General features: G+C 39.4%; 24 protein-coding genes and 1 tRNA gene. 18 read left to right on the top strand and 7 right to left on the bottom strand.

The genetic code is table 11. From position 1 onward, the window contains the following. Positions 1-234: 234 nt before the first annotated feature. The 16 genes from FE813_RS03925 (at position 235) to trhP (ending at position 15,887) form a co-directional block, all read left to right on the top strand. Positions 235-564, top strand: a complete 330-nt coding sequence (locus tag FE813_RS03925; RefSeq protein ID WP_005629464.1) for a YbaB/EbfC family nucleoid-associated protein — start codon at positions 235-237, stop codon at positions 562-564. Between the two features lie 62 nt (positions 565-626). Next, positions 627-1,229: a recombination mediator RecR gene (gene recR, locus FE813_RS03920; protein WP_005626527.1), complete on the top strand. Its 603-nt coding sequence runs from the start codon at positions 627-629 to the stop codon at positions 1,227-1,229. A 15-nt stretch (positions 1,230-1,244) separates the two neighbouring features. Then, on the top strand, positions 1,245-3,200 hold the full coding sequence (locus FE813_RS03915; protein WP_139989505.1) for a DNA topoisomerase III: 1,956 nt from the start codon (positions 1,245-1,247) through the stop codon (positions 3,198-3,200). Between the two features lie 108 nt (positions 3,201-3,308). Next, entirely contained in the window at positions 3,309-3,650 is a 342-nt protein-coding gene (gene secG / locus FE813_RS03910; RefSeq protein WP_021034373.1) for a preprotein translocase subunit SecG, read from the top strand. 25 nt (positions 3,651-3,675) lie between these two features. Then, positions 3,676-3,761, top strand: a tRNA-Leu gene (locus tag FE813_RS03905). Between the two features lie 452 nt (positions 3,762-4,213). Continuing rightward, the gene (gene purH, locus FE813_RS03900) at positions 4,214-5,812 is read left to right on the top strand and encodes a bifunctional phosphoribosylaminoimidazolecarboxamide formyltransferase/IMP cyclohydrolase (RefSeq protein WP_139989504.1); all 1,599 of its coding nucleotides are present in this window, start codon (positions 4,214-4,216) and stop codon (positions 5,810-5,812) included. 94 nt (positions 5,813-5,906) lie between these two features. Further along, entirely contained in the window at positions 5,907-7,196 is a 1,290-nt protein-coding gene (gene purD / locus FE813_RS03895; protein ID WP_139989503.1) for a phosphoribosylamine--glycine ligase, read from the top strand. 123 nt (positions 7,197-7,319) lie between these two features. After that, on the top strand, positions 7,320-8,585 hold the full coding sequence (gene glyA, locus FE813_RS03890) for a serine hydroxymethyltransferase (RefSeq protein WP_005637337.1): 1,266 nt from the start codon (positions 7,320-7,322) through the stop codon (positions 8,583-8,585). Beyond that, positions 8,582-8,878 carry a DUF1294 domain-containing protein gene (locus FE813_RS03885; RefSeq protein ID WP_139989502.1) on the top strand — a complete coding sequence of 99 codons (297 nt, stop codon included), beginning with the start codon at positions 8,582-8,584 and terminating at the stop codon, positions 8,876-8,878. Before glyA ends, FE813_RS03885 begins: the two co-directional genes overlap by 4 nt. Positions 8,879-8,985: 107 nt before the next feature. Further along, the gene (gene coaE, locus FE813_RS03880) at positions 8,986-9,606 is read left to right on the top strand and encodes a dephospho-CoA kinase (protein ID WP_139989501.1); all 621 of its coding nucleotides are present in this window, start codon (positions 8,986-8,988) and stop codon (positions 9,604-9,606) included. Then, positions 9,599-9,805, top strand: coding sequence for a DNA gyrase inhibitor YacG (gene yacG / locus FE813_RS03875; RefSeq protein WP_005645697.1), 207 nt, complete (start codon positions 9,599-9,601; stop codon positions 9,803-9,805). Before coaE ends, yacG begins: the two co-directional genes overlap by 8 nt. Positions 9,806-9,921: 116 nt before the next feature. After that, a complete protein-coding gene (gene rhlB / locus FE813_RS03870) occupies positions 9,922-11,169 on the top strand; it encodes an ATP-dependent RNA helicase RhlB (protein ID WP_180978678.1) in 1,248 nt (415 codons plus the stop codon). A gap of 42 nt (positions 11,170-11,211) precedes the next feature. Then, positions 11,212-12,228: a UDP-glucose 4-epimerase GalE gene (gene galE, locus FE813_RS03865; protein ID WP_139989499.1), complete on the top strand. Its 1,017-nt coding sequence runs from the start codon at positions 11,212-11,214 to the stop codon at positions 12,226-12,228. Between the two features lie 142 nt (positions 12,229-12,370). Then, a complete protein-coding gene (locus FE813_RS03860) occupies positions 12,371-13,648 on the top strand; it encodes an MFS transporter (RefSeq protein ID WP_139989498.1) in 1,278 nt (425 codons plus the stop codon). Between the two features lie 84 nt (positions 13,649-13,732). Further along, entirely contained in the window at positions 13,733-14,377 is a 645-nt protein-coding gene (gene adk / locus FE813_RS03855) for an adenylate kinase (protein WP_048953463.1), read from the top strand. A gap of 127 nt (positions 14,378-14,504) precedes the next feature. Next, positions 14,505-15,887 carry a prephenate-dependent tRNA uridine(34) hydroxylase TrhP gene (trhP, locus tag FE813_RS03850; protein ID WP_139989497.1) on the top strand — a complete coding sequence of 461 codons (1,383 nt, stop codon included), beginning with the start codon at positions 14,505-14,507 and terminating at the stop codon, positions 15,885-15,887. A 150-nt stretch (positions 15,888-16,037) separates the two neighbouring features. Here the strand turns inward: trhP and FE813_RS03845 are convergent, their stop codons facing one another. Then, positions 16,038-17,078, bottom strand: a complete 1,041-nt coding sequence (locus FE813_RS03845) for a glycosyltransferase family 9 protein (RefSeq protein WP_139989496.1) — start codon at positions 17,076-17,078, stop codon at positions 16,038-16,040. 77 nt (positions 17,079-17,155) lie between these two features. Here FE813_RS03845 and FE813_RS03840 point away from each other — a divergent pair, with 77 nt between their 5' ends. Together FE813_RS03840 and rdgB are read left to right on the top strand one after the other, a co-directional pair. Beyond that, positions 17,156-17,890 carry a 3-deoxy-D-manno-octulosonic acid kinase gene (locus tag FE813_RS03840; RefSeq protein WP_139989495.1) on the top strand — a complete coding sequence of 245 codons (735 nt, stop codon included), beginning with the start codon at positions 17,156-17,158 and terminating at the stop codon, positions 17,888-17,890. A gap of 10 nt (positions 17,891-17,900) precedes the next feature. Then, on the top strand, positions 17,901-18,494 hold the full coding sequence (gene rdgB, locus FE813_RS03835) for an RdgB/HAM1 family non-canonical purine NTP pyrophosphatase (RefSeq protein WP_139989494.1): 594 nt from the start codon (positions 17,901-17,903) through the stop codon (positions 18,492-18,494). A 66-nt stretch (positions 18,495-18,560) separates the two neighbouring features. Here the strand turns inward: rdgB and argH are convergent, their stop codons facing one another. From argH to pepP, 6 genes are all read right to left on the bottom strand, one after another. Then, positions 18,561-19,934 (bottom strand): argininosuccinate lyase, encoded by a 1,374-nt coding sequence (argH, locus tag FE813_RS03830; RefSeq protein WP_139989493.1) that lies wholly within the window; start codon positions 19,932-19,934, stop codon positions 18,561-18,563. A gap of 134 nt (positions 19,935-20,068) precedes the next feature. Continuing rightward, positions 20,069-20,956: a UTP--glucose-1-phosphate uridylyltransferase GalU gene (gene galU / locus FE813_RS03825; protein ID WP_139989492.1), complete on the bottom strand. Its 888-nt coding sequence runs from the start codon at positions 20,954-20,956 to the stop codon at positions 20,069-20,071. Between the two features lie 23 nt (positions 20,957-20,979). Further along, positions 20,980-21,171, bottom strand: a complete 192-nt coding sequence (csrA, locus tag FE813_RS03820) for a carbon storage regulator CsrA (RefSeq protein WP_139989491.1) — start codon at positions 21,169-21,171, stop codon at positions 20,980-20,982. Positions 21,172-21,249: 78 nt separating this feature from the next. Next, on the bottom strand, positions 21,250-23,874 hold the full coding sequence (gene alaS / locus FE813_RS03815; RefSeq protein ID WP_139989490.1) for an alanine--tRNA ligase: 2,625 nt from the start codon (positions 23,872-23,874) through the stop codon (positions 21,250-21,252). Positions 23,875-24,061: 187 nt separating this feature from the next. Continuing rightward, entirely contained in the window at positions 24,062-24,487 is a 426-nt protein-coding gene (gene uspA, locus FE813_RS03810) for a universal stress protein UspA (protein WP_005629483.1), read from the bottom strand. A 101-nt stretch (positions 24,488-24,588) separates the two neighbouring features. Beyond that, positions 24,589-25,881: a Xaa-Pro aminopeptidase gene (pepP, locus tag FE813_RS03805; protein ID WP_139989489.1), complete on the bottom strand. Its 1,293-nt coding sequence runs from the start codon at positions 25,879-25,881 to the stop codon at positions 24,589-24,591. Positions 25,882-25,885 lie beyond the last annotated feature (4 nt).

Genomic DNA, 25,885 nt, shown 5'->3' with positions numbered 1-25,885 from the left:
GGCGTATCTAAATTACTTTAAATAAAAGATAACTGATTAAGTATTTGAAATCCTCGTTTTCTCTCGGTTCTATATTTTATTAGATTTTTTATTACCATCATCTTTATGATTCAATGTGATAAATATTAAATTTTTCACTGATTTTACAAGCGTCATGTATTAATTTCTTTGTTCCCAATGATTAATTTTTTCGCTAGAATGCACGCAATTTTTGACTTAATAAAGGATAACATTATGTTTGGAAAAGGCGGTTTAGGTGGCTTAATGAAACAAGCCCAACAAATGCAAGAAAAAATGCAAAAAATGCAGGAAGAAATCGCGCAACTGGAAGTAACGGGTGAATCTGGTGCTGGTTTAGTAAAAATCACAATTAATGGTGCACATAACTGCCGTCGCATTGACATTGATCCATCTTTAATGGAAGACGATAAAGAAATGTTAGAAGATTTAATCGCGGCCGCTTTTAACGATGCGGTACGTCGTGCAGAAGAATTACAAAAAGAAAAAATGGCATCGGTTACTGCTGGAATGCCATTGCCTCCAGGAATGAAGTTTCCGTTTTAATTATTAGGCGCGTGAATATACGATTCACGCGTCATCTCTCATTTACCTCTCATTAAATCACTATGCAAAGCAGCCCACTTTTAGAACACCTTATTGAAAACTTACGTTGTCTTCCAGGCGTAGGGCCTAAATCTGCGCAACGTATGGCTTATCATCTTTTACAACGTAATCGTAGCGGTGGAATGAATTTAGCTCGAGCACTCACAGAAGCTATGTCTAAAATTGGCCATTGTTCACAATGTCGAGACTTCACGGAAGAAGACACTTGCAACATTTGCAATAATCCACGCCGTCAAAATTCAGGTTTGCTTTGTGTCGTTGAAATGCCCGCAGATATTCAAGCCATTGAGCAAACAGGGCAATTTTCAGGACGTTATTTTGTCTTAATGGGGCACTTATCACCACTTGATGGTATTGGTCCTCGTGAAATTGGCTTAGATTTACTGCAAAAACGTTTAGTAGAAGAATCTTTCCACGAGGTGATTCTTGCAACAAACCCAACAGTGGAAGGCGATGCAACAGCAAACTACATCGCTGAAATGTGCCGCCAGCACAATATCAAAGTGAGTCGTATCGCTCATGGAATTCCTGTCGGTGGTGAACTGGAAACTGTGGACGGTACAACACTGACTCACTCTTTTCTAGGTCGTCGTCAAATCGACTAATCTTCTCATACTATTATGCGTTTATTTATCGCCGAAAAACCAAGCTTAGCTCGCGCTATTGCTGATGTGTTACCCAAGCCTCATCAACGCGGTGATGGTTTTATTAAATGTGGCGATAATGATGTGGTAACTTGGTGCGTAGGGCATCTGCTCGAGCAAGCAGAACCCGATGCCTATGATCCTAAATTCAAACAATGGCGTTTAGAACATCTCCCTATCATTCCTGAAAAATGGCAACTTTTACCGCGAAAAGAAGTAAAAAAACAACTTTCTGTGGTGGAAAAACTGATCCATCAAGCCGATACACTTGTTAATGCAGGAGACCCAGATAGAGAAGGACAATTACTTGTAGACGAAGTGTTCAGTTATGCCAATTTATCTGCCGAAAAACGCGATAAAATTTTACGCTGCTTGATTAGCGACCTAAATCCAAGTGCGGTAGAAAAAGCGGTTAAAAAATTACAACCCAACCGTAATTTTATTCCTCTTGCCACATCCGCACTCGCACGAGCTCGCGCCGATTGGCTTTATGGCATCAATATGACGAGAGCCTATACTATTCGTGGCAGACAAACTGGCTATGATGGCGTGCTTTCGGTTGGTCGAGTGCAAACCCCTGTGCTGGGTTTAATTGTACGTCGAGATTTGGAAATTGAACATTTCCAACCCAAAGACTTTTTTGAAGTGCTAGCTTGGATTAATCCAAATAATAAAGAAGAAAAAACTCAGGAGAAATCAACCGCACTTTTTAGTGCCTTATGGCAACCTAGCAAAGCTTGTGAAGATTACCAGGATGATGATGGCAGGGTGCTCTCTAAAGGATTAGCAGAAAACGTTGTAAAACGTATTACAAATCAACCAGCAGAAGTAACCGAATATAAAGACGTTCGTGAAAAAGAAACGGCGCCCTTGCCTTATTCCCTTTCTGCGTTACAAATTGATGCAGCAAAGCGATTCGGTATGTCCGCTCAAGCCGTATTAGATACGTGCCAACGCCTATATGAAACTCATCGTTTGATTACTTATCCGCGTTCTGATTGTCGTTATTTACCGGAAGAACATTTTGCCGAACGACACAATGTACTAAATGCAATTTCAACCCATTGTGAAGCTTATCAAGTCTTACCAAATATCATTTCAACTGAACAGCGAAATCGCTGTTGGAATGATAAAAAAGTAGAAGCTCACCATGCAATCATTCCAACGGCCAAAAATCGTCCAGTAAATCTAACACAAGAAGAACGTAATATTTACAGCCTTATCGCTCGCCAATATTTAATGCAATTTTGTCCTGACGCAGAATATCGTAAAAGCAAAATTACGTTGAATATTGCCGGAGGTACTTTTATAGCCCAAGCGCGAAATTTACAAACGGCTGGGTGGAAAGAATTATTAGGCAAAGAAGACGATACAGAAAATCAAGAACCCTTATTACCAATAGTAAAGAAAGGACAAATTTTGCATTGTGAACGCGGAGAAGTGATGAGTAAAAAAACTCAGCCGCCAAAGCCTTTCACAGATGCAACCTTGCTTTCAGCAATGACGGGCATTGCGCGATTTGTACAGGATAAAGATCTCAAAAAAATCCTACGAGAAACAGATGGATTGGGCACAGAGGCTACTCGTGCAGGCATCATTGAATTACTTTTTAAACGCGGTTTTTTAATTAAAAAAGGGCGAAATATTCATAGCACAGAAACTGGAAGAATTTTAATTCAGGCATTACCCGATATTGCCACCCAACCAGATATGACTGCCCATTGGGAATCACAACTCACAGACATTAGTCAAAAACAAGCAACTTATCAGCAATTTATGCATAACTTGAATCAAATGTTGCCTAATTTAGTCCGTTTTGTAGATCTTAATGCATTAAGACAATTAAGCCGCATTAAAATGATCAAATCCAATAGAACAAAACCTAAAAGTGCGGTAAAAAAATCGAGTAAATCAAACGGTCAAACTGATTAAAGTTAAACCAATTAATATTTTTTTTATGCAAAGCACTTGCGAGAAAATTGAATTTTCTATAACATTCACGACCAGTTTTCTTGCAAAATTGCAAATTAGAGAGAAAAAATGTATCAAGTTCTTTTATTTATTTATGTTGTTGTCGCGATTGCCTTGATCGGGTTTATTCTCGTTCAACAAGGTAAAGGAGCGAACGCTGGCGCATCTTTTGGTGGTGGCGCATCAGGTACAATGTTTGGCTCTGCTGGTGCAGGTAACTTTTTAACACGTACTAGCGCGATTTTAGCAACCGCATTTTTTGTTATTGCTCTTGTTTTAGGTAACATGAATTCACATAAAGGCAATATTCAAAAAGGTGCTTTCGACGATTTATCACAAGCTGCAGAGCAAGTTCAGCAACAACAAACAGCTCCAGCGAAAGAAAATAAAAATAGCGACATCCCACAATAAAATAGGATTAGCATAAAAAATTAACGCTCTGGTGGTGGAATTGGTAGACACGCTATCTTGAGGGGGTAGTGACCACAGGTCGTGCGAGTTCAAGTCTCGCCCAGAGCACCAAACAGCAAAGTATACATCACTATAAGACATTACAAAGCCTTGATTTTACTGAAATCAGGGCTTTTTTATTCCCTATACGTCATTATAAAACACCATTTAATCTTAGAATTTTAGGAGTAGATTTAGTAAATATTCACTCCAAAGTGGAAAAATCTATTACTAAAACCACACCTCTCCTTATAAATCTGGACTCAATCACACTCAGCTTTATCCTATCAGATGGGCAAGAAATTTATTTGTTAAGTCAAACAATTCCAAATTATACGATTTAGCTGATATCAACCGCACAATATACTATTTTCTAAAATAAGATCTATTCCATACTCAAGAATTTCAACCTAAGTTATATAAAAATAAAACTATTTATTTTTATCAATTTTCATATATTAACGCAAACGTTTGCGCTATAATCTATTTAGCCTATTTTTAACCATTTAATGAAGGAAAATGTAATGACAGATCGTCCAATTCGTCAGGCTTTACTGAGTGTTTCGGATAAAACCGGTATCGTAGAATTTGCTCAAGGCTTAGTGCAACGCGGTATAAAACTACTTTCCACTGGCGGTACCGCAAAATTGTTGGAGCAGCATGGTTTGCCAGTGACTGAAGTGTCTGATTATACCGGTTTTCCCGAAATGATGGATGGTCGCGTGAAAACCTTACACCCGAAAGTGCACGGTGGGATTTTAGGTCGTCGTGGTACGGATGATGCGATCATGCAACAACACGGCATTGAAGGCATTGATATGGTGGTGGTGAATTTATATCCGTTTGCCGCAACCGTGGCTAAGCCAAACTGCACGTTAGAAGATGCCGTGGAAAATATTGATATCGGTGGCCCAACCATGGTGCGCTCTGCCGCGAAAAACCATAAAGATGTGGCGATTGTCGTGAACAATCAGGATTTTGATGCCATTCTTGCCGAAATGGATCAACATCAAAACAGCTTAACCCTGGAAACCCGTTTTGATCTTGCCATCAAAGCATTTGAACACACCGCGCAATACGATTCCATGATTGCTAATTATTTCGGACAATTGGTGAAACCTTATCATGTTGCCGCTGAAGAAGATGCAGAGGCGAAGTGCGGTCAATTCCCACGGACTTTAAATTTGAATTTCGTGCGTAAACAAACCATGCGTTACGGCGAAAATGCCCATCAAAATGCCGCGTTTTATGTGGATCTCAATGTAAAAGAAGCGAGTGTGGCTACCGCTAGCCAACTGCAAGGTAAGGCTTTGTCTTATAACAATATTGCCGACACCGACGCAGCCCTTGAATGTGTAAAAGAATTTGATGAACCGGCCTGTGTGATTGTGAAACACGCCAATCCATGCGGCGTGGCTTTAGGCAAAGACATTTTAGATGCCTACAACCGAGCCTATCAAACAGACCCAACCTCAGCCTTTGGCGGCATCATTGCTTTTAACCGTGAATTAGACGAAAAAACGGCAAATGAAATTGTAGAACGTCAATTTGTGGAAGTGATTATCGCACCGAAAGTGTCTGCGGAAGCTGTTGAAGTGGTGAAACGTAAGAAAAATGTCCGTTTGCTTGAATGTGGAGAATGGCAAGCACGTACCCAACGTTTAGATTTCAAACGCGTGAACGGTGGCTTGTTGGTGCAAGATGCGGATTTAGGCATGGTGGGCTTGGATGACTTAAAAGTGGTCAGTAAACGTCAACCGACCGAACAAGAATTGAAAGATTTATTATTCTGTTGGAAAGTGGCGAAATTTGTGAAATCGAATGCTATTGTTTATGCCAAAGATAACCAAACCATTGGCATTGGTGCAGGCCAAATGAGCCGTGTGTATTCGGCCAAAATTGCCGGCATTAAGGCGCAAGATGAAGGCTTGGAAGTAGCCGGTTGTGTGATGGCATCCGATGCATTTTTCCCATTCCGTGATGGCATTGATGCTGCGGCGAAAGTGGGCATTCAATGTGTGATTCATCCGGGTGGCTCAATGCGTGATCAGGAAGTGATTGATGCGGCAGATGAGCATAATATGGTGATGGTATTGACGGGAATGCGTCATTTCCGTCATTAATTTATCTAACTATCCCCCTCTTTACGAAAGAGGGGGAATTACAGGTAAAAAATAGCCGTACTTTTTTAAATTAAGCATACACAAGGACTACAACATGAACATCCTCATCATCGGAAACGGCGGTCGTGAACACGCCCTCGCTTGGAAAGCGGCGCAATCTCCATTAGCAGATAAAATTTTCGTTGCACCGGGCAATGCCGGGACAGCGTTAGAACAAAAGGTCGAAAACGTGAATATTGCCGCAACGGATGTTCCTGCGTTGGTTAAATTTGCCCAAGATAACCACATCGGTTTAACGATCGTGGGGCCTGAAGCGCCACTTGTGATTGGCGTGGTGGATGCGTTTCGTACAGCCGGTTTAAAAATTTTCGGACCAACGCAAGCGGCGGCGCAATTAGAAGGTTCCAAAGCCTTTACCAAAGATTTTTTAGCGCGTCATAAAATCCCAACAGCGGAATATCAAAACTTCACCGAAGTCGAACCGGCATTGACTTATTTGCGTGAAAAAGGCGCGCCAATTGTTGTCAAAGCGGACGGTTTAGCAGCAGGCAAAGGCGTGATTGTCGCGACGACATTGCAAGAAGCGGAAGACGCGGTGCGCGATATGCTTTCCGGCAATGCCTTTGGTGAAGCCGGTAGTCGAGTGGTCATTGAAGAATTTTTAGATGGCGAAGAGGCGAGCTTTATCGTCATGGTGGACGGCAAAAATGTTGAACCTATGGCGACCAGCCAAGACCACAAACGTGTGGGTGAACAAGATACCGGTTTGAACACCGGTGGCATGGGGGCTTATTCTCCTGCGCCTGTGGTGACACCTGAAATTCATGAGCGCGTGATGCGTGAAGTGATCTATCCAACGGTCAACGGCATGGCGGCAGAGGGCAATGTTTATACCGGTTTCTTGTATGCAGGTTTGATGATCATGCCAAATGGTCAGCCGAAAGTGATCGAATTTAACTGTCGTTTCGGTGATCCGGAAACCCAACCGATTATGTTGCGTTTGGAATCGGATTTGGTGGAACTTTGTCTTCAAGCCTGTGATGGCAAATTGGACGAAGTGAAATCCCAATGGAATCCGAAGGCTTCTTTGGGTATCGTATTAGCAGCAGAAGGTTATCCGGGAGATTATCGTAAAGGCGATGATATCAGCGGTTTGCCTCAAAGTGCGGCCGAAAATGAGAAAGTTTTCTTGGCGGGCGTAGAAGTGAAAGCGGGTAAGTTAGTTACCAATGGGGGCCGCGTGCTTTGCGCTACTGCATTGGGTGAAAGCGTATTTGAGGCACAACAGAAAGCGTTAAAATTGGCTGAGCAAATTCAATGGTCTGGGCGTTTTTATCGTCGAGACATTGGTTACAGAGCTGTGGAACGAGAGTTCCAAAAATAGTTCATATCATTATGATGAATTAATTTCATTTAAGTGATGAAAATTTAGGAATGAAATTTTAATTAAGTTTTTATCTATAAACAGTTAAACTATCTGCCATAAATTACATAACAGGAGAACACAATGTTTACAAGAAATATGACTATCGCTGATTACGATCCAGTATTGTGGCAAGCGATCCAAGATGAAAATCGTCGTCAAGAAGAACATATCGAACTCATTGCATCTGAAAACTATGCTAGTCCGCGCGTGATGGAAGCGCAAGGTTCTCAATTCACCAATAAATATGCGGAAGGCTATCCCGGCAAACGCTATTATGGTGGTTGTGAGTATGCAGACATTGTGGAACAGTTAGCAATTGACCGCGCGAAAGAATTATTTGGTGCAGATTACGTGAATGTTCAACCGCACTCTGGTTCACAAGCGAATGCTGCGGTGTATGGTGCATTGATTAATGCGGGCGATACTATTTTAGGTATGGATTTGGCTCACGGTGGGCACTTAACTCACGGCGCAAAAGTCAGTTTCTCCGGCAAGATTTATAACTCTGTGCTTTATGGAATCACTGCGGATGGCTTAATTGATTATGAAGATGTTCGTCAAAAAGCATTAGAATGTAAACCAAAACTTATCGTTGCGGGTTTCTCGGCTTATTCACAAATTGTGGATTGGGCGAAAATGCGTGAAATCGCAGATGAAGTCGGTGCGTATTTATTTGTGGATATGGCGCATGTAGCAGGATTAATTGCAGCGGGTTTATATCCAAATCCACTGCCTCATGCACATGTTGTGACAACAACAACCCATAAAACATTGGGCGGTCCGCGTGGTGGTTTAATTCTTTCATCTTGTGGTGATGAAGAAATCTACAAAAAATTACAATCATCTGTATTCCCTGCAAACCAAGGTGGTCCATTAGTTCATATTATTGCGGCAAAAGCAGTTTGCTTTAAAGAAGCGTTAGAGCCTCAATATAAAGAATACCAAGCAAATGTGTTGAGAAATGCAAAAGCGATGGTTGAAGTATTTAAACAACGTGGTTATGACGTTGTGTCAAATGGTACTGAAAACCACTTGTTCTTAGTAAGTTTTATTAAACAAGGATTAACGGGTAAAGCAGCTGATGCGGCATTAGGCAAAGCAAATATTACTGTGAATAAAAACGCTGTACCAAACGATCCGCAAAAACCATTCGTCACTTCAGGTATTCGTGTAGGTACACCATCTGTGACTCGCCGTGGTTTCAATGAAAATGATGTGCGTGAATTAGCTGGCTGGATGTGTGATGTTTTAGATGCTTTAGGCAAAGAAAATGAAGAACAAGTGATTGCTGAAACTAAAGAAAAAGTATTAGCAATTTGTAAACGTCTTCCAGTTTATCCGAAATGATTTATTTTCTTTCGTTGATTATATGGTTAGCGGCGATCAATATCGCCGCTTATTTTTTTATGTGGAGAGATAAAATTCGGGCCGTGCGTAACGAGTGGAGAATTCCTGAAAAAACGTTTTTTCTTCTAAGCCTTTTAGGTGGCTTTATGGGAATACATTTAGCTATGAAACATTTTCGTCATAAAACGCTGCATTTTAGTTTTAAATTTATTGTTGTCATTAGCGCATTTCTTTGGGTTGTTATTTTTCCATGGTTATATTTTTCTTTTATTTTTCAATATGTAAAAGCATGATAATGTAGACAAACTAATTTGTTATGCCTCTCGAAACATTGTGCTTGGAACTGATTTTTACTAGCGTTATTTTGTATAATATTGGAAATTTTTTTATGGGAAATCATATGACTTATATTGTTGGCTTAACTGGTGGCATTGGTAGTGGTAAAACAACGATTGCTAATTTATTTGCCAATCTTGGCGTACCTCTAGTGGATGCAGATGTGGTTGCTAGAGAAGTCGTCGCGAAAGATTCCCCTTTATTGTCTAAAATTGTTGAACATTTTGGTGCTCAAATTTTAACGAAACAAGGCGAGCTTAATCGCGCGGCTTTACGAGAGCGAGTGTTTAGTCATGATGAAGATAAATTGTGGTTAAATAATCTTTTACATCCCGCTATTCGTGAACGAATGAAACAACAATTAGCTGAACAAACTGCGCCTTACACATTATTTGTCGTCCCTTTATTAATAGAAAATAAATTGACCGCACTTTGTGATCGTATTTTGGTAGTAGATGTGAGTCCACAAACTCAACTTGCTCGTTCATCGCAACGGGATAAAAATAATTTTGAACAAATTCAACGAATTATGAATTCTCAAGTTTCTCAACAAGAGCGTTTAAAATGGGCGGATGATGTGATTAATAATGATACTGAACTGACCCAAAACTTGCCGCACTTGCAGCAAAAGGTGCTAGAATTGCACCAGTTTTATTTACAACAAACGGAACATAAAAATGTCTGACGAAATTATTGAAGTACCTTGTCCGATTTGCCAAAAATCTGTGCCTTGGACAAATGAAAGTACTTTTCGACCTTTTTGTAGCAAACGTTGCCAGTTAATCGATCTTGGCGAATGGGCGGCTGAAGAAAAAGCGATTCCAAGTGATACTGCTGATTTTGCAATGGATCCAAATGTGAGTGACGAATGGAGCATTAAATAGAAATTAACCGATAGGAAACCCTATCGGTTAATTTTTATAAGTGCGGTCCTTTTTTGAGGATTTTCCTTAAGCATGCTATGCTAAATGTAATTTGATTATTCTAAAATGTGATTTTTATGCAACAAGATTATTTAAGCCAGCAACGATTCTCCGATCTTCCTCTACATCCGATTGTACGAGATGCTTTGGCAAAAAAAGGCTTTGATTTTTGTACCCCAATTCAGGCTTTATCCTTGCCTATCAGTTTAAATGGACGAGATGTCGCAGGACAAGCTCAAACTGGTACAGGCAAGACAATGGCTTTTTTAACGGCTACTTTTCACCATCTTTTAACTCACCAAGATCCTAATCTGGAATATCCTCACCCAAGAGCTTTGATTTTAGCGCCTACTCGAGAATTAGCGGTGCAGATTAGTAATGACGCTGAATTTCTTGCCAAAGCGAGTGGATTAAAGACCGCACTTGCCTATGGTGGCGATGGTTATGATAAACAGCTACAAGCGATTGAGCGTGGCGTCGATATTTTGATTGGTACAACAGGGCGAGTCATTGATTATGTAAAACAAGGCGTAATTTGTTTAGATGAAATTCAAGTTGTCGTGCTAGATGAATCGGATCGAATGTTCGATCTTGGATTTATCCGTGATATTCGTTATTTATTGCGTAAATGCCCCGCTCCGCAAGCGCGTTTAACGATGTTATTTTCAGCGACGCTTTCTTATAAAGTGCGTGAATTAGCATTTGAAGATATGAATGATCCTGAATATATTGAAATTGAACCAGAACAAAAGACAGGTCATCGCATTAAAGAAGAACTTTTTTATCCATCTAATCAGGATAAAATGGCACTTCTCTTAACCTTAATGGAAGATGAATGGCCTGAGCGTTGTATTGTATTTGCGAATACGAAACATCGTTGTGAAGAAATTTGGGGTTATTTAGCAGCTGATGGGCATCGTGTTGGTTTATTGACTGGTGATGTAGCACAGAAAAAACGTTTATCGTTATTAAAACAATTTACCGACGGTGATTTAGATATTTTAGTAGCAACAGATGTGGCTGCTCGTGGCTTGCATATTTCTGATGTGACGCATGTTTTCAATTATGATTTACCTGATGATAGGGAAGATTACGTTCACCGAATCGGTCGTACTGGACGAGCGGGGGAAAGTGGCGTTTCGATTAGTTTTGCTTGCGAAGAATATGCGATGAATTTACCAGCAATTGAAGAATATATTGGCCATTCTATCCCAGTGAGCCAATATGAAACAGAAGCCTTGCTTGAACTGCCGAAACCGTATCGGTTAAAACGTGCAGTACCACCTCAAGGTCATACAAGACATCGTTCTTATCACACAAAATAGTGATATAATTTTTTAGTCTCAATAATTAATAAGGAAATCATTATGGCCATTTTAGTGACAGGTGGCGCCGGTTATATCGGTTCTCACACAGTTGTAGAATTATTAAATGCTGGCAAAGATGTGGTGGTATTAGATAATCTTTGCAATTCATCGCCAAAATCCCTTGAGCGTGTAAAACAAATTACAGGCGAAGAAGCAAAATTTTATGAGGGTGATATTTTAGATCGTGCTTTGTTACAAAAAATCTTTGCAGAAAATGAGATTAACTCTGTTATTCACTTTGCTGGATTGAAGGCCGTAGGGGAAAGTGTTCAAAAGCCGACAGAATATTACATGAACAACGTAGCTGGCACCCTTGTATTAATTCAAGAAATGAAAAAAGCAGGTGTTTGGAACTTCGTGTTTAGCTCATCTGCGACGGTTTACGGTGATCCAAAAATTATTCCAATTACAGAGGATTGTGAGGTCGGCGGTACAACCAACCCTTATGGTACCTCTAAATATATGGTTGAGCAGATTTTACGCGATACAGCAAAAGCGGAACCAAAATTTAGTATGACTATCTTGCGTTATTTTAATCCAGTTGGGGCACATGAAAGCGGCTTAATTGGTGAAGATCCAAATGGTATTCCCAATAATTTATTGCCTTATATCAGCCAAGTTGCCATCGGTAAATTAGCTCAACTTTCTGTATTTGGTAGTGATTACGACACTCACGATGGTACAGGTGTGCGTGATTATATTCATGTAGTGGATTTAGCTGTGGGGCATTTAAAAGCGCTTCAACGTCATGAAAATGATGCTGGTTTACATATTTATAACCTTGGTACAGGCCATGGTTATTCCGTACTAGACATGGTAAAAGCCTTTGAAAAAGCCAACAACATTACCATTGCATATAAACTTGTAGAACGCCGCCCTGGTGATATTGCGACATGCTATTCTGATCCTAGTTTAGCTGCAAAAGAGCTTGGTTGGGTGGCAGAACGTGGTCTTGAAAAAATGATGCAAGATACGTGGAACTGGCAGAAAAATAATCCAAAAGGGTATAGAGATTAATATTCTCTAATATTTGTTTTCTTCTTTATGAAGAAGAACGCTAAACATTGGGGGATGTGATTAAAAATCCCCCTAATTTTTACACTTATCCTTTAATTGAAAGGCGAAGTTTCTAAAATATAACCCAAATTAACCGCACTTTATGTCAAATTCCCTTTCTTCCCAAATTTTTACACGCAAGATGTTAATTTGCGTATTCACAGGTTTTAATTCTGGTTTGCCATTATTTGTGTTATTGCAAATGTTGCCTGTTTGGCTGACAGATAAACATCTTTCAATTGAGCTTATTGGTGCAGTAACAGGTGTGATGTTGCCTTATGGATTGAAATTTTTGTGGGCACCATTATTGGATCGTTATTTCCCGAGCTTTTTAGGGCGTCGTCGTAGCTGGATGTTGCTTTCACAAGTGGCATTATTGATCTTACTTTACATAATTAGCCTATTTGATCCGCTCATACAACTGAGCACAGTGGCAAATATTGCGTTGCTTATCGCCTTTTTTTCAGCCACACAAGATATCGTGTTAGATGCGTATCGTCGTGAAATTTTGAGTGATCATGAATTAGGTTTGGGAAACACTATTCATATTAATGCTTATCGAATTGCGGGATTAATTCCGGGTGGATTATCGCTATATTTGGCGGCGATTTATCCTTGGGAAACAGTCTTTTTATGGACCGCACTTTGTATGTTAGCGGGCATCTTCATGACACTATTTTTAGCCAAAGAGCCCAAAATCAACGTGCAACAATCTAATCAGCCGTTCTATCAAGCATTTTGGATTCCATTACAAGAATTTTTCCAGCGTAAGGGCGTCGTTCAGGCTGTCGGTTTTTTACTGTTTTTGTTTTTATATAAGTTCGGGGATTCTTTTGCTACAACTCTACAAACCAAATTTATTTATGATATGGGATTTAGCAAAGAGGATATAGCCATTGTTGTAAAAAGTACCGCACTTTGGTCAAGCATTTTATCTGGGCTTGCCGGTGGTGTGATAATGTTAAAACTGGGTATTAACCGTGCATTGTGGCTCTTTGGGCTTGTACAAATGGTGACAATTGGTGGGTTTATTTGGTTGGCTGCTTTAGGACATTTTGATGTCGTTACATCGGCCGAGTTATGGAAACTGGGTGTTGTGATTGCAGCAGAATATATCGGCGTTGGACTTGGCACCGCGGCTTTTGTGGCTTTTATGGCGCGTGAGAGTAATCCTCTTTATACTGCAACACAGCTTGCACTTTTTACGAGCCTTTCAGCTTTGCCAAGTAAAGTTTTAGGTATGCTTTCTGGTTATGTTGTGGGTGCCGTGGGGTATTATCAGTATTTTTGGTTTTGTTTATTTTTAGCGATTCCAGGCATGCTTTGTTTATTTTGGGTAGCTCCTTGGAATCAAGAAAATAATACGGCCAATTCACTATAAAAGTGCGGTAAAAATTATAAAAAATTTGACCGTACTATGCTTTATCAGTATCTTAGTCACGTTTTTTATTAATGGAGATTTTTTATGAAAATTATTCTTTTAGGTGCACCGGGCGCAGGTAAAGGCACTCAAGCACAATTTATTATGAACAAATTTGGTATCCCACAAATTTCAACTGGTGATATGTTCCGTGCTGCAATCAAAGCGGGGACTGAACTTGGCAAACAAGCTAAAGCATTAATGGATGAAGGTAAATTAGTACCAGATGAATTAACCGTTGCACTTGTAAAAGATCGTATTGCTCAACCTGATTGCGCAAATGGTTTCTTATTAGATGGTTTCCCTCGTACTATTCCTCAAGCGGATGCATTGAAAGATTCAGGCGTTAAAATTGATTTTGTTTTAGAATTCGATGTGCCAGACGAAGTGATTGTTGAACGTATGAGTGGCCGTCGTGTACACCAAGCATCTGGCCGTTCTTACCACATTGTTTATAATCCACCAAAAGTGGAAGGTAAAGATGATGTAACCGGTGAAGATTTAATTATTCGTGCAGATGATAAACCAGAAACTGTATTAGATCGTTTAGCCGTATATCATAAACAAACCAGCCCATTAATTGATTATTACCAAGCAGAAGCGAAAGCAGGGAATACTCAATATTTCCGTTTAGATGGTACACAAAAAGTGGAAGAAGTTAGCCAAGAGTTAAATAAAATTCTAAGCTAAAATTAACCGCACTTTTTGATATCGAGAAGTGCGGAATATTCCTTAACATGTCTAAAATCCCTAGTTTTATCTTTTAATGATTTACCTCGTGTAAATTCCTGACTTGAAATCAGATAGAGAACATATCATGACATCCTCATTCAAACCAGAATTACTTTCCCCTGCCGGCTCCCTCAAAAATATGCGCTATGCTTTTGCCTATGGTGCAGATGCCGTTTATGCAGGCCAACCACGCTACAGCTTACGTGTACGTAACAATGAATTTAATCATGCCAATTTAAAAATCGGGATCGATGAAGCCCATGCACTTGGCAAAAAATTCTATGTGGTGGTGAATATTGCGCCGCATAACTCCAAACTCAAAACCTTTATCAAAGATTTACAACCTGTGATCGACATGGTCCCTGATGCCTTAATTATGTCTGACCCAGGCTTAATCATGTTGGTGCGTGAAAACTTCCCGGATATTGATATTCACCTTTCTGTACAAGCTAATGCGGTAAACTGGGCAACGGTAAAATTCTGGAAACAAATGGGGTTAACCCGTGTGATTTTATCGCGCGAACTTTCAATAGATGAAATTGCCGAAATTCGCCAACACGTGCCCGATATCGAACTTGAAATTTTCGTACACGGTGCGTTGTGCATGGCGTATTCCGGTCGTTGTTTGCTTTCTGGCTATATCAACAAGCGCGATCCAAACCAAGGCACTTGCACGAATGCTTGCCGTTGGGAATACAAAATGGAAGAAGGTACTACCGATGAAGTAGGCAACATCGTGCCGAAAATCGCTCCTGCCCAACAAATCGAAGTAAAAAATGTGGCGCCAACCTTAGGTGAAGGTGCGGTAACAGATAAAGTTTTCCTTTATACCGAATCACAAAAACCAGATGAGCAAATGACCGCTTTTGAAGATGAGCACGGCACCTACTTTATGAACTCAAAAGATCTGCGTGCAGTACAACACGTGGAAAAATTGACCGCACTTGGAGTGCATTCTTTAAAAATCGAAGGCCGTACTAAATCATTCTATTATTGCGCAAGAACCGCTCAAGTTTACCGCAAAGCTATTGATGATGCGGCAGAGGGCAAGCCATTTGATGAAAGCTTAATGGATACCTTAGAATCCCTTGCACATCGTGGTTATACCGAAGGATTCTTACGTCGTCATACACACGATGAATATCAAAATTACGAATACGGTTATTCTATTTCTGATCGCCAACAGTTTGTCGGTGAATTTACCGGTAAACGTAACGAACAAGGTATGGCTGAAGTGGCAGTAAAGAACAAATTCCTACTTGGTGATGATGTAGAAATGATGACCCCTCAGGGGAATATCAATTTCAAAATTGAAAAAATGATAAATCGTAAAAATGAAGCGGTTGATGCAGCACTAGGTGATGGGCATTTTGTGTTCTTAGACGTACCACAAGATATCAACTTAGACTACGCCTTATTAATGCGTAATTTAGTCAATAGCAATACAAGAAATCCACATATTAAATAACAAAAAATTACTTGTTAAAAAAATGTTGCATTTTTGTGTTTTGTTATTATAATACGCCACATACCTGATTTGTTAATTCAACAACTCATAGTATGACTCCAAATATTTTTGCCCTTTCAGCTTTTGAAAGGGCTTTTTTTATCCTTGAATTTAAAGCCCTAACTTATTCATTTCTTTAATTACAGAGTCCACTTGGATCTGTGCCATTAAATCTTTTCCTTTTAGTTTTGTTACCCAAGGTAATAGAGAGGATGGTTTTCCAAATTCTTTTTGTGCATTCTCTTCATAAACAGAAACGACATTAGACAAATTATGATAAGGGCCCGTACGTAATGGGTTGTGATAAGCATATAAACCAATAACAGGCGTATTTTGAGCCGTTGCAATATGTGCTGGGCCAGAATCAGGCGATAAAACTAAATCTACTTGAGAAATTAAGGCAGAAAGTTGCTTCAAGTTAGTTTTACCTGAAGCATTAGTTGGTTTAAAGTCACAAAGTGCTATGATTTTTTCAACCATTTCTAATTCACGCTTTGAGGGGGAACTACAAAAAATAACATGAATATTACGTTTATTTGCAATATTGGCAACCTCAGCATAACGTTCAATGAGCCAATCTTTTTCTACTTTACTAGAGCAAGGAGAAATCAGTAAATTTTTACGTGAAGGATCAATAAATTGATATGCATATTCACTTTCCTGGGGAGAAATTTCAAGTTTCCAGGTTAATTTAGCTTTTGGTACACCAATATATTCAGCAAAAGCCATGAAACCGTCTAAGACATGAGGTGAATCAGGATCATTTACTTGACGATTAACAAATAGCCATTGTCCCTCTCGTGATCGTTTTTTACCAAACCCAATTTTATATTTAGCTTTAATTCCTAAGGAAATAATAGAAGCACGAAATGCCGTTTGCATATTTAACAAGGCATCAAAGTGTTGATTCTTTAACGTTTTCCATAATGAGAAAAGACCTTTCCAACCGGTTTTCTTATCATAAGGAATCAGAGTAATATTAGGAATCCCCTCTAATAAGCCGAATTCTGTTTTACCTACAACCCAAGTAATTTGGGTTTGAGGATAATAAGCCTGAATATGTTGTATGACAGCAAGGGCATGACAAACATCTCCTACAGCAGAAAGGCGGAGAATACAAAGTGATTTGGGAGCACGAGTGAAAAGTGACATTTGCAATCCTTTCTCATTTAATTTGGATGTATTTTAAAGTAGAATAAGGACATTTTCTATCATCCAATTCCACTAACATGCACTCATTCCAACAGGGTAATGAATATTTTATCTTCAGTTTTGACCGCACTTTTAACGATAAAAGTAACTTCTTTAAACCTAAATTCTGGCAAACTCAAAAAAGAATTATTGGGACGGCAAAAGGCCGAGGCACAACTTATTTTCTACAAACAGAAGATTATCTAGGCGTAAACTGCGCACTGAGACATTATTATCGCGGTGGATTATGGGGAAAATTCAACAAAGATCGTTATTATTTCTCCTCTCTCAAGAAGACCCGTAGTTTTGCTGAGTTTTATTTACTACAACACTTATATGAAGCAGGGCTCCCCGTTCCTAAACCTATTGCTGCACGAGTTCAAAAGGGAAAATTGGGGATCTGCTATCAAGCGGATATTTTGACAGAAAAAATTGAAAATGCTCGGAATTTATCCCTACTATTACAGGCAACCCCTTTACCAAAAGAAATCTGGACTCAAATAGGAAAATTAATTCGTCAATTACATGATCAGCAGGTTTGCCATACAGATTTAAATGTACATAACATTCTCGTTCAACAAATAAAAAATAGAAAACAATGTTGGTTATTAGATTTCGATAAGTGCACTATAAGATCGGGAAATAGTTGGAAAGCAGACAACTTGAATCGATTACACCGCTCTTTTACAAAAGAAATTAAAAGAATGAAGATTCAATTTACAAAACAAAATTGGGCAGATTTAATCGCAGCCTATAATCAACCTCAAGAATAAAGGATAAGCCATGAAACAAAAAATCGTACTTGCTACAGGTAACCAAGGTAAAGTGAAGGAAATGTCTGATGTATTAGCCAATCTTGGATTTGAAGTGATCGCACAAAGCGATTTAGGCATTAATAGCCCCGAAGAAACAGGCTTAACCTTTGTAGAAAATGCACTATTAAAAGCGCGCTATGCGTCAGAAAAATCAGGGTTACCCGCTATCGCAGATGATTCTGGTTTAGTTGTTTATGCACTCAATGGGGCTCCAGGGTTATATTCTGCGCGATACGCTGGAAAGGATAGTAACGATGAAAAGAATCGCAAAAAATTATTAACCGAACTCTCTCATGTCACAAAAGAAAATCGACAAGCAAAATTTGTGAGCTGTATCGTTTATCTAAAACACCCAAATGATCCGTCACCAATCATCGCTGAAGGTGAATGCCATGGTCTCATTGAGTTTGAAGAAAAAGGTAAAAATGGTTTTGGTTACGATAGTTTATTTTTCAGCCCAGAAAAAAATTGCACATTCGGTGAACTGGATACAATTGAGAAAAAAAGAATCTCACATAGAGCACGCGCACTTAATATCTTAAAAAATAAATTAGAAAATTAATATTTATAGGCACTCAAAAACGGTCAGAAATATAAAATAATTTCTGACCGCACTTTAACGTTATAATTAAGCTAAACGTATTTTCGCTTCTGCAATCGCTTCAGCAACTCTTAATGGCGACACACCACCTTTTGCACAACGTTTGTCTAAGCAAGATTGGAGAGAAAGGATCTCGTAAACATCATCTCCTACTACTTCACTAAATTGGCGGAATTCAGAGATAGTAAGATCTTCTAATCCTTTGCCTTTCTCGATTGCATAAACAACCGTTTCACCCACGATATGATGGGAATCTCGGAAAGGTACGCCCTTAGAGACTAAATAATCCGCTAATTCAGTTGCGTTTGAATAGCCTTTTAACGCGGCTTCTCGAGTACGTTCAACATTTACTTTCAATTCATCTAATACGAACGTTGCCATATCCACACAGTTTTGCCAAGTATCTAAGGCATCAAAAATACCTTCTTTATCTTCTTGCATATCTTTATTATACGCAAGTGGTAAACCTTTTAAGGTGACTAGCATGCCTGTCAATGAACCGATCACTCTGCCGGCTTTGCCTCGAATTAACTCACATGCATCAGGATTTTTCTTTTGTGGCATTAATGATGAGCCGGAAGTCACGCGATCAGATAGCTCGACTAAATTTGCCTCTCCGCTATTAAAGATAATAATATCTTCAGCAAAGCGGGAAAGATGAGCCATACTAAGGGATGCGATGGAAAGCAACTCTACGATATGATCGCGATCAGAGACGCTATCTAAGCTATTTCTAGTCGCGAAAGCAAAACCAAGATCGTGCGCAAGTGAATCACGATCTACGGCATAAGCCGTACCAGCCAGCGCCCCACTACCAAGTGGACAGGTATTCATACGATTATACGCATCTGTTAAACGTGAATAGTCACGGTCGAACATTTCCACATACGCCATACACCAATGAGCAAACGTTATTGGTTGAGCTCGTTGTAAATGGGTATAGCCAGGCATTACTGCTTGTTGTGTGTTTTCTGCGGTTTGAACTAAGTGGCGTTGCAAATTACGTACTGATTCTTGTAATTCAACCACACGTTGTTTGCACCATAGTTTTATATCTACTGCCACTTGATCGTTACGGCTACGGCCAGTATGTAATTTCTTACCAAGGTTGCCTACTTTATCGATTAGCTTACTTTCAACCCAACTATGAATATCTTCAGCATCATCTTGTAAAATTGCTTGTGGATTTGACCGCACTTCAATAAGTAATTCATTTAGAGCTTGTTCAAGTTGATGCTGTTCTTCGATAGTTAATACATTGACTTTCATCAAGGCTTTGGACCAACCAATTGAGCCTTGAATATCCTGTTCTGCCAAACGATAATCAAAACATAATGAGTCATTAAAATCTTTAAAACGTTTATCTGCTGCCTGCGTAAAACGTCCACCCCAAAGTGCCATAATCTTTCCTTTTTATTCTAATTAATTATTCTATTATTGTGCATATTTATGCATAAAGCAATATTCTATATTAATAATAAAACAAAAATGGACAAAATCTTTCATTTTGTCCATTTTATCTGTATTAGTGCTATTTATAGCGTTTTTGCTAAATTTTTGATAAAGGTTTTGAATTCTTTACCTAATTTTTCGTGACGAATACCGTATTCTACGAAAGCTTCCATATAGCCAATTTTATCACCACAGTCGAATGTTTCACCTGTCATATGGAATGCTTCAACAGTTTCTTTTTCAATGAGCATATCAATAGCATCAGTTAATTGGATTTCATCACCAACACCAATTGGCGTCTTTTCCAACAAGTCCCAAATTGCTGCTGAGAAAACATAACGACCAACTACAGCAAGATTTGACGGCGCCTCTTCAACAGCTGGTTTTTCAACAATGTTATTAATTTTTGCGCTTTCACCACCATTAAGTACGACGCCACCACAGTCTGCAACACCATAACTACTCACATTTTCTTGTGGAACAGGCGTTACCATAATTTGGCTTGCTCCAGTTTCATTAAAGCGTTTAATCATTGCAGAAAGATTTTCTTTTTTCTGGTCTGCACTGAAATCAGCTAACAATACGTCAGGTAATACAACAGCAAAAGGCTCATTACCAACTACTGGACGACCACAAAGAACAGCATGACCTAAGCCCTTAGCGTTACCTTGACGAACGTGCATAATAGTTACATCTTTTGGACAGATAGAACGCACTTCTTCTAAAAGCTGACGTTTAACACGTTTTTCTAGCATCGTTTCTAGTTCAAAAGAGGTATCAAAATGGTTTTCGATAGCATTTTTTGATGAATGCGTGACAAGCACAATTTCTTTTATGCCAGCAGCTACACATTCATTTACCACGTATTGAATCAATGGCTTATCAACCAAAGTGAGCATTTCCTTCGGAATTGCCTTCGTGGCAGGCAACATACGTGTACCAAGACCGGCTACAGGAATAATTGCTTTCATAATATAAAATCCATTATCTATGACTACGATGAAACATCTAAAGGTTCATCTTTTGTCTGCTTAATTCGTTGGTAAATTTCTTCTCGGTGAACGGATACTTCTTTAGGCGCTTCAACACCGAGTTTTACTTGGTTTCCACGTACACTCAAAACCGTGATAGAAATATCATCTCCAATAAGTACACTTTCGCCAACTTTACGAGTTAAGATTAACATCTTTTATCTCCTTAGTTTGCATTTATTAGATATCCCTATCAATCAAGGAAGGGTTGGCATCCCGCCAACCTGCTTGTACTACAGATTTTTGTTTAACCAGTCCTGCGCCACTTTAACTGCTTGTGCCACATTTTCTGGTTGGGAGCCTCCTGCCATTGCCATATCCGGACGACCACCGCCTTTACCCCCGACCTGTTGAGCCATTAAATTAACAAGCTCACCAGCTTTTACTTTGGTAGTTAAATCGTTTGTTACACCAACGACAAGGTTGACTTTTTCATCTAAGATCGATGCGAATGCGATTACGCCTGAGCCGAGTTGATTTTTTAAATCATCGACCATCACACGTAATGATTTTGTTTCTATGCCATCCAATTGTTGTGCGATAACAGAAACACCGTTGATTTTCACCGCACTTTTCACAAAATCAGAACCAGCCTGCATTGCAGCTTTTTCTTTTAGACCCTGTAATTCTTTTTCCACTTTCTTCGCTTTGTCTTGAAGTTGCTGGATTTTTTCTACTAAGGTATTTATGTCTGATTTGAATAAGTCTGCGCTTTGGATCAGAATGCATTGTTGATTATGTAACCACTCAATGGCATTTTCACCTGTTACAGCTTCAATACGACGAACGCCTGCAGCCACTGCGCTTTCAGTAATAATTTTAAATAGACCGATATCCCCCGTGCGTTTTGCGTGAATACCACCACAAAGCTCAATTGAGAAATCGCCCATGGTCAATACGCGAACATTATCACCATATTTCTCGCCAAAGAGTGCCATTGCCCCTTTAGCTTTTGCTGAATCAATATCCATAATATCCGTTTGCACAGGGAAGTTAGCACGGATTTTTTGGTTTACTAATGTTTCAATTTGAGTTAACTGTTCTTTTGTAATTGCTTCTGGCTGTGCAAAGTCAAAACGCAAGGCTTTATCTGAAACAAGTGATCCTTTTTGCACAACATGTTGACCTAAAACTTGACGTAAGGCAGCGTGCAATAAGTGTGTTGCTGAGTGATTGAGTGATGTGTTGTGGCGACGTTCCGCATCCACAATAGCATTCACCGATTGTCCAACTTTCAAACATCCTTGCGTTAATTCTCCAATGTGTCCAAATACTTGCCCATATTTTTGGGTATCTTTCACATTAAAGGTCACGCCTTGTGCGCTTAAATATCCGCTGTCACCAATTTGACCGCCTGATTCTGCATAAAACGGCGTATTTTCCAAAATAACGACCGCACTTTGACCTGCTTCGATACTTTCTACTGATTTACCATCATAGAAAAGTGCGGTGATTTTTGCTTGAGATTCGACTTCAGTATAGCCTTCAAACTTAGTTTCACCATCTACGCGAATAACGCTGTTGTAGTCCACACCAAACTGACTCGCTGCTTGAGCACGAGTACGTTGTGCTTCCATTTCACGATCAAACGCTTGTTCATCAATAGTGATATTGCGCTCACGACATACATCAGCCGTTAAATCCAATGGGAAACCATAGGTGTCATAAAGTTTGAATGCAACTTCACCTGAAAGGACGCCATCTTTCACTTGAGCAAGGGCTTCATCTAATAAGCTCAATCCGCGTTCTAGAGTGCGAGCAAATTGTTCTTCTTCTAAACGTAATAGCTTTTCAACATTTACTTGTTTTGCTTTTACGTCTTTTCCAGCCTCAGCCATCACCTCAATTAGAGTTGGCACGAGTTTATAGAAAAAGGCTTCTTTGGCACCTAATAAGTGACCGTGACGAACTGCGCGGCGAATAATACGACGTAAGACATAACCACGGCCTTCGTTTGATGGAATAACGCCATCTGCGATTAAATATGCACAAGAACGAATATGGTCAGCAATAACACGTAATGATTTATTACTTAAATCTGTTGTGCCTACAACTTCAGCCGTTTTTGCGATTAATGTTTTGAAAATATCAATCTCGTAGTTTGAGTTAACATGTTGTAATACAGCAGAAATACGCTCTAATCCCATACCCGTGTCAACTGATGGACGTGGCAATTTTTCCATTGTGCCATCGGCTAAACGGTTGAATTGCATAAACACAACGTTCCAGATTTCAATATAACGGTCGCCATCTTCTTCTGGTGAGCCTGGAGGTCCGCCCCAAATATGATCACCGTGATCGTAGAAAATTTCAGTACAAGGACCGCAAGGACCCGTGTCGCCCATTGCCCAGAAGTTGTCTGATGCGTAAGGTGCGCCTTTATTGTCACCAATGCGAATAATGCGTTCAGCAGGAACACCGACTTCTTTATTCCAGATGTTGTAGGCTTCATCATCGGTTTCATACACGGTTACCCAGAGTTTTTCTTTAGGTAAACCTAGCCATTTTGGGGATGTTAAATATTCCCAAGCAAAATTAATCGCATCGTGTTTAAAGTAATCACCAAAACTGAAGTTACCGAGCATTTCAAAGAAAGTATGATGACGCGCGGTATAACCAACATTTTCTAAGTCATTATGCTTTCCCCCAGCACGTACGCAACGTTGCGCAGTGGTCGCTCTAGAATAAGGGCGTTTATCCATTCCAAGGAACACGTCCTTAAATTGGTTCATCCCTGCATTCGTAAAAAGCAAAGTCGGATCATTTTCCGGCACAAGTGAACTACTTTCTACAACTTGATGACCTTTGCTATGGAAAAAATCAAGGAATGATTGTCTTATTTCTGCTGTTGTTTTCATTAAAAATAATCCTTGCTAACCATATTAAAAAATAAAATTAAAGCGCACCATTTTGGCATATTTTCCTAATTTATAAAAAGACTTTTTATCAAAACACAAAAATAAAACCGCACTTCACGGCGCTATTTAAGAAGTGCGGTTAAAATTTAAGTTATTTCAGATTATTCAAAAAACAATTTCTTGCTAATTATTCATCTCTAAGTGGAACAACCAACATATCAATTTTAATCGTATTCATCACTTGACGCGTTGAAGACATTAACTTACTCCAAAAATCTTGGTGATGTCCCGTCACTAATAAATCTACATCATATTGTTCGATGGCATCACTTAGAACTTGTCCTAAATCACCACTGCCACTCAATTTTTCTGAAATTGGATAATCCGCACTTTCAGCTAAATCTAATAAGGCTTTTTGTGTTTCCGTGGAAATTCTGTCTTGCATCGAAGACATATTCACATCAATTAATCCAGTATAAAGATCCGAGAAGTTCACATCAACGTGGATGATAGAAAGTTTTGCTTCGTGGCGTTTTGCAACTCCAACCGCTTTTTTAAGTAAAACTGGACTCTCTTCAGAAAGATCTACTGCCACTAAAACGTGTTTGTACATAATCGACTCCTTAACTGATTGGTTCGGCTTTTAACTGGTTCTAATGCTAACATTTTGAGCAATAAAAAACTGTGTACTAGATCACAATTTAAACATTTTTATTAAAAATTCATTAAATTTTCAATGTCTGCAATTTCTTTAGGAGCAGCTGCGGTTAGGATTTTATTACCATATTCAGTCATGAGTAAATTATCCTCAATGCGCACGCCAATGCCCTTGTATTGCTCTGGCACATCAGCATCTTCTGCAATATAAATACCAGGTTCAACGGTAATCACCATACCGATTTCGAGTATCCGTTGTTTATCTTGGCCATAGCTACCTACATCATGCACATCTAACCCTAACCAGTGCCCTAATCCATGCATATAAAATTGGCGATAAGCTTGTTGTTCAATGAGTGTATCGACATCACCTTTTAAGATGCCTAAATCCACTAATCCTTGGGTTTTAATACGAATGACTTCATCATTGGCTTGCTTAATGGAATTGCCAGGTATAAGTAACTCAATCGCACGTTTTTGTGCTTTTAAAACTAACTCGTAAATTTCACGTTGAGGCTGGCTAAATTTTCCATTTACAGGAAAGGTTCGGGTAATATCGCCCGCATACATAGCAAATTCGCAGCCGGCGTCAATGAGCACTAAATCCCCATCATTTAGTGGGCGATCATTTTCTGTGTAGTGCAAAATACAGGCGTTATTTCCTCCAGCAACAATGGAGTTGTAAGAAGGAAATCTTGCGCAATGGCGATTAAATTCATGCAAAATATCGCTTTCAATTTCATATTCAAAGCGATTTGGGCGTGTCGTTTGCATTGCTTTAATATGCCCTAGAGCCGTAATTTGTCCCGCTTGTTGCATTAAGCGGATTTCATTAGGCGATTTTATAAGGCGCATTTCGCTGAGCATTGGTCGCCAATCTAAAATCTCGCTAAAACTCACCGCACTTTCTGTCACTAATTTATCACCCCAAGTATGAATTTCTGGCACATGGTAAAGTGCGGTCAAATTTTTCAGTATTTTGGGCAGTACGGTAGCGAATCCTTCAATAGAATAGGCGTCATTTACATTAAGTTGTTGTGGTGCACGCTCAACACCTAATCGGCGACCATTCCACGTTTCAAGTAACGGATCGCGTGGACGAAGAAAAATAATGGCTTTTTCTGCTTGTTCTGTTTTCAGTAATAACAGTGCTGCATTCGGCTCATTAAAGCCTGTTAAATACCAAAAATAGCTGTCTTGACGGAAAGGATAGGAACAATCATTATTACGGCGTTTTTCGATTTCAGAAAAAAGCAATAATGCCGAATTAGGTTGCATTTGAGTGAATACTCGTGTGCGGCGTTCCCCAAATTCTTCTTTAGGCAATTCAGCCATATAAGCCAATTCCATTCTA

It is taken from the genome of Haemophilus seminalis (assembly GCF_006384255.1).
GTDB classification, from domain to species: domain Bacteria; phylum Pseudomonadota; class Gammaproteobacteria; order Enterobacterales; family Pasteurellaceae; genus Haemophilus; species Haemophilus seminalis.
The sequence above is the reverse complement of the archived record's forward strand: the minus strand, read 5'-3'. Positions and strand labels throughout refer to the sequence as shown.